Here is an 8,182-nt window from a genome sequence, read left to right as displayed (position 1 = left end):
ACACCACGAAATCAACGTCTTTGGGCATTTTGTTTTTGAGCGGGCATAGACGTTCATGCAGCAATTGCACCGGACGCAGATTGATGTACAGGTCAAGCTCGAAACGCATGGCCAGCAGAATCTCGCGGCCGTGGCGCATGTCGGGAATGCGCGGATCGCCGAGCGCGCCGAGAAAAATCGCTGCATAATTTTTGCGAAAATCGTCCATTTGCCCGGGCGGCAAGCCCACGCCGGTTTTGAGAAAGTAGTCGGCGCCGTATTCGAATTCGATTAGCGTCAAATTGAGACTGAATTTTTCATTCACTCGCCGCAACACTTTCACGGCTTCTCTGGTCACATCAATGCCAATGCCGTCGCCGGCAATGATTGCGATTTTTTGCATGTTTTTTCCTGGTTGAACACAGCAGCGTTCAGCGAGGGCTTGGCCATCGCTTACCTTGAACTTCATGGCTAACATGATTCTTTGTACCGTGGTCTTGCCGCGGTCGATCAAATTTGATGAAATAACGCGCCGCATTTGGGGCATTTACCCGGATGGCAGCGGTGGCAAATGGCGCGCTTGCAGCCCTGGCAGTGCGAGCACGCGCGACAGAGGAGGTGCAGCTTTTCTTCGCATAATTGCATCGCGTAAAGCCCGTCACCGCAGCTTTCACATGGTATGGGCTCAAAATCTTTCAGCAAAGGATTCCACACAAATGAAACCTCGCGCCCGAGCTTGCGGCAGCGCAGCTCGGCCGTCACCATCATGGCCGGCGTATTGATGCGCAGCAGGTTGATGGGTTCCACCTCGATTTTCATGGCATACTTTTCACGCTGATCTGCGACTTTGCGGCGGTACTCCAAATCGACGGCGCGGAGGCGCGCTTCTTCATCTTCACGTTCTTTGCCCGCCAGTTGCCGGCGCACGATTTTGTTTTGAATCTCGTCTTTGAGACTCTGATAATACTCGTGCAAGCGTGCGATATCGCGTTGCAGCCGGCGCTGCAAACTCCGGTGAAAGTCTGCCAAATCTCCGGAAATAATCGGGCGTACATTACGGCAGGCGGCATGATAGACCTTGGCAAGTGGTTGCGTCTCGAGGCTGACAACGCTTTCTGCCTCGGTCGTGACTGCCAGGCTCAATTGCGCCATCATCTCATGCACCTCGGCCAATGTATGCTCGTTGATCACAGCACGCGCCAACCCCTCTTTCTTTTCATCCGAGATCGCCGTGTATTTGAAATGGAAACAGGCGTATTGCAAGCGCCGCTCGGCCGCCGCCGCCGCTTTCAATAGGCCATTGCGCACAGTGAAACGGCTTTCAGCAACCGCGGTCACCCCCTGTTTGAGATAAAGATCCGCAACGGCAATTTGCGCATACAAGCCCTTCTGCTGCATCCAGTCGAACAGCCGGTCAACCAATTCGGATTGATAGGTCACCAGCTCACCGGCAACGCCATTCGTTTGCGCCTCGAAAGCCAGCACCGCATGTTCGGGCAGTTGCAGGGCGCGCGCGGTTTCGGCCGGCAGCAAGGCTTCCAGGTGTTCTTGATTTCTTTCCACCGCCGCGCCAGAAAGCGCTAGAATATCCGAAATGGTGTCGATGAGTTGAGGCATGGGTTTGGTTGCTTGTTGCTCGCCGCTGGTTTCTTGTTGCTGGAGCGTCCGGCAACAAGAAATGCGTTACACTTCAAATTCCTCTGCGAACAAGACTTCGTCAAGCTCTTTGGTTTTCTGATAGGCGGCGCGCGCTTCCAATATCTGTTCGGCAAAATTTTCAATCTTCTGCTCGACTTCCTGTTTTTGGCTGGAATTGAGCCAAATATCGATAATAATATCGCTAAATTCGTCCTCGGTGTCGAGGTTGCCAAGAATGCTGTCGATTTCACCGATGACCAGTTCGAACATGTTGATCTTTTTGTCGAGAATGTAAAGAATGTACTCTTCAATGCTGTCTTTGATGCAAAAATTGAATACAAAAACATCCTGGGTTTGGCCGATGCGGTGAATGCGGCCAATGCGCTGTTCCAGCCGCATCGGATTCCACGGCAAATCATAATTGATGATGGTCTGGCAGAATTGCAAATTACGGCCCTCGGCGCCGACTTCGGTGAGCAGCAGCACGTCAACCTCTTCACGAAAGCTGGCGATGGCAGCGTCTTTCTGTTCGGCCGTCATGCCGCCGCGGAACTCGGCAAACGCCAGTCCGGCATTGCGCAGCAACGTTGCGAGATAATCGAAGGTGCGCCGGAAGTTGGTGAATACCAGTTTTTTGACGCCGCTTTTTTGCACAAGCTGCAGGAGCTGTTTGCCCTTTTCCGTCTCGCGCACCTTGTCGACCAATGCCAGCAAATGATCGATTTCATCGGCTGCGCTGGGCAGACGGCTTTTGAGTGAAGTCAACGAGTCCGTCAAGGCGAACGGACTGCTGCCCGCCTGCATCAGCAGGTGATTGAGCGCCGTGCGCTCCAACCCGCGCAACGCGGGCGAGTGTTGCCGCACAAAGCGCGTGATGTGTTCGTACAAATCCCTTTCATGGTTTGAAGGCAATACCGTTATCGTGGTTGCGAAACGTTTGGGAAGTTTGACATCGACCAGGCTGCGCGTGTTGCGAATCATGACTTCGCGCAGCAAATCTTTCAAAGCTTCGCGATTTTTGGGCATGCGGCTGTCGCCGCGCGCGACATAGTTCTTGCGAAATTGCTGCTCGGTGGCCAGCACGCCCGGCTTCAAGAGCGTGAGCAGATTGTGCAATTCCATCAGATTGTTCTGCACCGGCGTGGCCGTGAGCAAGAAGATGAATTTCTTCTGCAGGGCATTCACCAGTTTCCAGGATAGAGTGTCCTTGTTTTTGAGATGATGCGCTTCATCGACGACGACGAGATCGTATTTGGTGTTGACGACAAGCTCGAAGTTCGTCTTGGATTTCGCCGTATGCAGGGAGGCAATGATCCACTTTTGTTCCGTCCAAAATTCCGGGTGGCGTTTCACCTCGATGTCGTCGGTCGTGACGAATGGCAAGCCGAATTTGCCCGACATTTCCTCCTGCCATTGTGAAACCAGCGCAGGCGGCGCGAGAATCAGGGCATTGCGCACCAGGCCGCGCAAGCGGTATTCCTTGATCAACATGCCCGCTTCGATGGTTTTGCCCAGGCCAACCTCGTCCGACAGCAGCACGCGGCCGCGCATTTGTTTGAGCACCTTTTTGACGGTCTCGACTTGGTACCAGTAGCGCTCAACATGCTTCAGCGTGTCAAGGCACAGCAATTCGTCAAATTCTCGCAAAAGCGCAAGATGATGGAGATCGAGCTTCGCGTGATAAAATGCGAGACCTTGATGGTCGTCGCGTTCGGGCGTGGGCGGTTGTATAAATCTCTCGACGAGTGCGGAAGGCCGAAAAATGAAGGATTGCGGTATTTCTGTGGCAGATGTGTCAAGCATGAAGATGTTAATGTTACGCTGATAAGAATTTCCGTCGAAAGTGCCAATATAACAAGCCTCGCGATAATGTCAAGCGCCTGATTGATAATGCGGAACAAAGCACAGACAAAGGTTTGGCAATGCGGTGGAGCAGCCTCAAACACCTCAGCCGCAGAGGGAAAATTCCTAAAACTAACATAGAAGGATTTTCCAGGGGGAAACAATTGCAGATTTTCCAAGAAAGTTTTTCATATTTTGAATTTTAAGTTCTATTTTGTGCTACTTTTAATTCTTGTTTTGCACTCACGATCGGAGAACGCGCGGCATGCGTTTACTTCTCAACTGACCCTTTGCTAATCTTGCGTTGTTGATCATCGGCGTAAGCTCGATTTACGCACAAAGCAACACGAGCATATTCAGCAAACCGCCTCAAATCATTCAGGCCGCGGCCGCAAAGGCCTATCCTGCTGGAAAAGGGAGTGAGTTTTTATGATGCCTGTCCGTCAATTTTGGCGCATCGTTTTCAGCGCCTGGACCTTGTTCGGTTTGTTTATGACCGCACAGGTTTATTTTGTCTCGCTGCGTTTTGGCGAGGGCATGTCCTGGCAGCAGGCGCTGTTTAGTGAAATGGTGTATGCTTATATTTGGGCTGGGTTGACCCCGCTCGTTCTCAAGTTGGGCCAGAGATTTCGTTTCGAGCAAGGTCAATTGGTGAAGAGCCTGGCCGTTCATATTCCCGCCGGCATTTTGATTGCCATATTGCATAAAGCCGGGCACGGACTTGCCATGATTTATTATCGCGTGCAGACCGCAGGTGCCTCCTTCACCTGGGAGGCCTGGCTGCAGCGCATGATGACGTTTTTGGATTACGGCATTCTGCTGTATTGGATGATCCTCGCGATCGCATACCTTTTCGAGTATTACCAGCGCTTTCAAGAAAAAGCCATGCGCGCGGCGCAGCTCGAGGGGCAGCTTGCCCAGGCGCAATTGCAGGCATTGCGTATGCAACTCAACCCGCATTTTCTTTTCAATACGCTCAACGCGATTTCCGTTTTAATCCAAAAAGATCCGGTCCGGGCGCGCCAAATGCTTGGCCGGTTGAGCGAGCTTTTGCGTCTGGCGTTGGATAATGCCGGGTCAACTTTTGTATCGCTTAAGGAAGAACTCGACTTTCTCGATCGTTATTTGCAAATCGAACGCATGCGCTTCGGCGAGCGCTTGACTGTGCAGATGAACATTGCCGAGCAAACACTGGCCGCGCAAATTCCCAATCTGATTTTGCAGCCTCTCATCGAGAATGCGATTCGTCATGGCGTCAACGAGCAGCGCGGCCCGGCGGTGTTGCGCATTTCTGCGCAACGCAACAACGGCAAACTTAATCTCGAAGTGAGTGATAACGGCTGCGGACTGGCGCAAACGCCCGCAGACACCGGGCGTGAGGGCATCGGGTTGAATAATACGCGCGCTCGTTTGAGCAAGCTTTATGGGCAAGACTATCGTTTCGAATTGACGAACGCCGCTGCCGGCGGCGCCCTCGCCGTACTTGAAATTCCATTTTCGGAACTACAGCACCATGGCCAAAATCCGAACTCTGATCGTCGATGACGAGCCGCTTGCGCGCGAAGGCCTGCGGCACCTGCTGGCCGCAGAGCATGATATTGAGATCGTCGGCGAGTGCGCCGATGGCTTCGCAGCGATCATTGATATCGAACGCATGGCGCCGGACCTGCTGTTCCTCGACGTGCAAATGCCGGAAATGGACGGCTTCGAATTGATCTCGCTGATAAAACCCGAGCCGCTGCCGGCCGTCATATTTGTCACGGCTTATGATAAATATGCGGTGCGCGCCTTCGATGCGCATGCCGTGGATTATCTTTTGAAACCGGTTGACCCGCACCGTTTTGAAGCGGCGCTTGCGCGTGCACGCCGCAACCTGCTACCGGCGCCACCTCAACTGAATCACAATCTTCTTGCTTTGTTGCAAGAATGGCAGAATCAGCGCAAACCCGCGGCGCGATTTCTCGCCAAGACTGCCGGGCGAGCCGTGGTGATCAAGGCCGGAGAGATTGACTGGATCAGCGCTGAAGGCGACTATGCCTGTTTGCATACACAAAAGCAGAAACATCTCTTGCGCGAGACTTTGAACGAATTGCAGCAACAACTCGATCCGGCTCATTTCGTTCGTACGCATCGTTCAACGATTGTGAATGTTGATCGCATCAAAGAGTTGGAACTGCTGTCACACGGCGATGCCCTCATCATTCTCAAAGACGGCGCGCAATTGCCGCTGAGCCGCAACTATCGCTCATCGTTCATGTTGCTGTTCCAGAATCGCGTCTGAGCTTTCCGGATCATCCCGCATTTTCTCCCGCCTGCCGCAATAATCTCCAGCTTATCGCAAAGTTGTTGTCGCGCTAAAAAAATGCGCGTAAACTCGTTCTGAAAAGCTTGTTTGGCGGCAAGCGCCGTTTTCACGGCGGTTGATGCAATATTTTTTCGAGCTTGTCTTTCTAAAAATTCTTAGCACCGCGGCTTTCATCAAAACCAAGTCAGGAGAGGGTTATGCGACGATTTTTCCTTGTTGTTGGAATGGCCCTGGCGCTGTTGACCGCAATTCCAGGCCATGCGAACATCCGCCATGTCCCCGGGCAATACGCCACTATTCAAGCCGCGATTGATGCCGCAGCGGCCGGCGATACCGTGCTGGTTGCGCCCGGCAGTTATTTTGAAAATATCAAATTCAAAGGCAAAAAAATTCTGGTGGCCAGCCAATATGTTTTGACCGGCGAGGTTGCTTTGATTCGCGCGACGATTATCGATGGCAGCAAACCCGCTCATCCGGACACGGCGAGTTGTGTTCTTTTTATTAATCGTGAGGATTCCTCGTCTGTGCTTGCCGGCTTTACTCTCACCGGCGGCCGTGGCACGCTTTGGCGCGATGAGCATGGCGCCGGCGATTATTGGGAAGGCGGCGGCGTGCTGTCAGCGCTGGCTTCGCCCACGATTCGCAATAATTTTATATTTGATAATGAAGCGATCAACGGCGAGCGCGCAGCCAGCGCGGGCGGGGGCGCAATTCGCTGCGGCGACGGCGCGCCTCGAATTTTGAACAACGTCATTCTCGCCAATCGCGGCATGTATGGCGCCGGCATGGTGTTGAATTATTGCTCCGGCGCGATCGTGCGCAATAATGTCATCGCCGAAAATCGTGTTTATCAAGCGGCCGCGGGCAAGCCGACTTACGGCGGCGGCGGAATTTGGATCAATAATATTTTGCCGAATGTGCGCCTTGCAAATATCATCGAAAATAACACCATCATCGGCAACTCCTCCGCCAGCGCGCCGAACTCGCCGCCGCCGGCAGCAAATGGCGGCGCCTTTGTGATTTGGAACGGCGCCATTGCAATCGTGCGCAACAATATTGTCTGGGCGAATACGCAAACCACGGGCGGACCGATTTACGCACCCACCGGTTCTCTCACGATCACACACAACAATATCGAAGGCGGTTATGCCGGAACGGGAAATATTGCAGCACCACCGCAGTTTGCCGACAGCAGTTATTATCTGAATGCGCAATCGCCGTGTGTGGATGGCGGCGACCCGGGCAGCGATTTCAATGATCCCGCAGACTCCGGCGCGCCGGCGCAGGCCAAATGGCCCTCACGCGGCAGTGTGCGCAACGACATGGGCGCTTACGGCGGCCCGGGCGCGAACATCCTGGCCGCGTTTTCGCGCGCGTCTTCGCTGACGCCCCCTGCGCGTGTTGATTTTGGCAACATTCTTCCCGGCAATGTTGGCACGGTTGGCATTGCCTTCACGAACATTGGCGCAAAAGTTTTGCGCATCGAGCAGGCGCAAGTTGCAGGCAATGCCGGCAATACGATTACCATTGCCACGGCCTTGCCGTTGCAAGTTCGTCCGGCCGCCAGCGACACGCTGAAACTGCAATGGGCTCCGCTTCAAAACGGCGTTTTACAAGATACCTTGTTGTTGTACAGCAATGACGCCAGTCAAAGCAATCCACAAAAAATTTCGTTGTGGGGCAATGCGAATCCCACACCCCAGCTCTTTCTCAACACGGCTTCATATAATCTGGGCGATATCGATGTCAATGTTGCGCGAGCGGATACGGCATTTTGGATTTACAATCGCGGTACCGGCGCGGATTCCGTTTACCTGTCAATAAACTATCGCGGCATTCAGCCGGCGGCGGCGCTGGGCGTGTCCCCAGGCGCGGCCGCGCTGGCTGCCGGCGATTCGTTGCATGTGACGTTCGCGCTTTTTCCCGCGCTTTTTAGACGTCCGTTGTTTGCCGTTTATTCGCCGCGTGTTGTTGTTCGATCACGATTTGGCCTGGGCACAACGGTTTTCGAGAAAGAGATGCGATTTCGCCTGGTGGGCACAGTTGGCGTGGACGAAAATGCGCATGTGACAAATGGTGTTTTCAAATTGGAGCAAAATCAACCAAATCCTTTCAACCCGCAAACAAAAATTTCCTTCACGTTGCCGCAGGCGGAACAAGTTTCTTTGAAAGTTTATGACATGTTGGGGAATGAAGTGGCGACGTTAAAAAATGAAGAAATGCCGCCGGGCGCGCATGCCCTCATGTATGATGCGCGTGCGCTGTCAAGCGGCACATATTTCTATCGTTTGCAGGCCGGCGCCATCGTCGCCACCAAGAAAATGAGCCTGGTGAGATAATCGCAGAGAGAAAGCAAATAGACGTTTTGCCAACGGAGGCCGGTTGCTGAGACGATATACGTTTATCCCGCCGTTGGCA

Annotated in this window: 6 protein-coding genes; 3 read left to right on the top strand and 3 right to left on the bottom strand. The window is 53.4% G+C overall.

Annotated elements, in window-relative coordinates:
• The 3 genes from FBQ85_04200 to FBQ85_04190 form a co-directional block, all read right to left on the bottom strand.
• On the bottom strand, positions 1-526 hold a 526-nt coding region (locus FBQ85_04200), incomplete at its 3' end, for a hypothetical protein (protein MDL1874358.1).
• Positions 490-1,596 (bottom strand): hypothetical protein, encoded by a 1,107-nt coding sequence (locus tag FBQ85_04195; protein ID MDL1874357.1) that lies wholly within the window; start codon positions 1,594-1,596, stop codon positions 490-492. The genes FBQ85_04200 and FBQ85_04195, both read right to left, overlap by 37 nt.
• A gap of 66 nt (positions 1,597-1,662) precedes the next feature.
• Positions 1,663-3,420, bottom strand: a complete 1,758-nt coding sequence (locus FBQ85_04190) for a DEAD/DEAH box helicase (GenBank protein ID MDL1874356.1) — start codon at positions 3,418-3,420, stop codon at positions 1,663-1,665.
• A 468-nt stretch (positions 3,421-3,888) separates the two neighbouring features.
• Between FBQ85_04190 and FBQ85_04185 the strand changes: the two genes are divergently transcribed.
• From FBQ85_04185 to FBQ85_04175, 3 genes are all read left to right on the top strand, one after another.
• Positions 3,889-5,004 (top strand): sensor histidine kinase, encoded by a 1,116-nt coding sequence (locus tag FBQ85_04185; GenBank protein MDL1874355.1) that lies wholly within the window; start codon positions 3,889-3,891, stop codon positions 5,002-5,004.
• Positions 4,973-5,740 (top strand): response regulator, encoded by a 768-nt coding sequence (locus FBQ85_04180; protein ID MDL1874354.1) that lies wholly within the window; start codon positions 4,973-4,975, stop codon positions 5,738-5,740. The genes FBQ85_04185 and FBQ85_04180 overlap by 32 nt, the downstream gene beginning before the upstream one ends.
• A 221-nt stretch (positions 5,741-5,961) precedes the next feature.
• Positions 5,962-8,103 (top strand): choice-of-anchor D domain-containing protein, encoded by a 2,142-nt coding sequence (locus FBQ85_04175; GenBank protein MDL1874353.1) that lies wholly within the window; start codon positions 5,962-5,964, stop codon positions 8,101-8,103.
• Positions 8,104-8,182: the final 79 nt, after the last annotated feature.

The sequence above is a fragment of the Cytophagia bacterium CHB2 genome, assembly GCA_030263535.1.
Taxonomy (GTDB): Bacteria; Zhuqueibacterota; Zhuqueibacteria; order Zhuqueibacterales; family Zhuqueibacteraceae; genus Coneutiohabitans.
The sequence above is the reverse complement of the archived record's forward strand: the minus strand, read 5'-3'. Positions and strand labels throughout refer to the sequence as shown.

Excerpts from the sequence above, each read along its gene's own strand:
- FBQ85_04195 (MDL1874357.1), bottom strand. The coding sequence starts at position 1,596 with ATGCCTCAACTCATCGACACCATTTCGGATATTCTAGCGCTTTCTGGC.
- FBQ85_04175 (MDL1874353.1), top strand. The coding sequence starts at position 5,962 with ATGCGACGATTTTTCCTTGTTGTTGGAATGGCCCTGGCGCTGTTGACC.
- FBQ85_04180 (MDL1874354.1), top strand. The coding sequence starts at position 4,973 with ATGGCCAAAATCCGAACTCTGATCGTCGATGACGAGCCGCTTGCGCGC.
- FBQ85_04185 (MDL1874355.1), top strand. The coding sequence starts at position 3,889 with ATGATGCCTGTCCGTCAATTTTGGCGCATCGTTTTCAGCGCCTGGACC.
- FBQ85_04190 (MDL1874356.1), bottom strand. The coding sequence starts at position 3,420 with ATGCTTGACACATCTGCCACAGAAATACCGCAATCCTTCATTTTTCGG.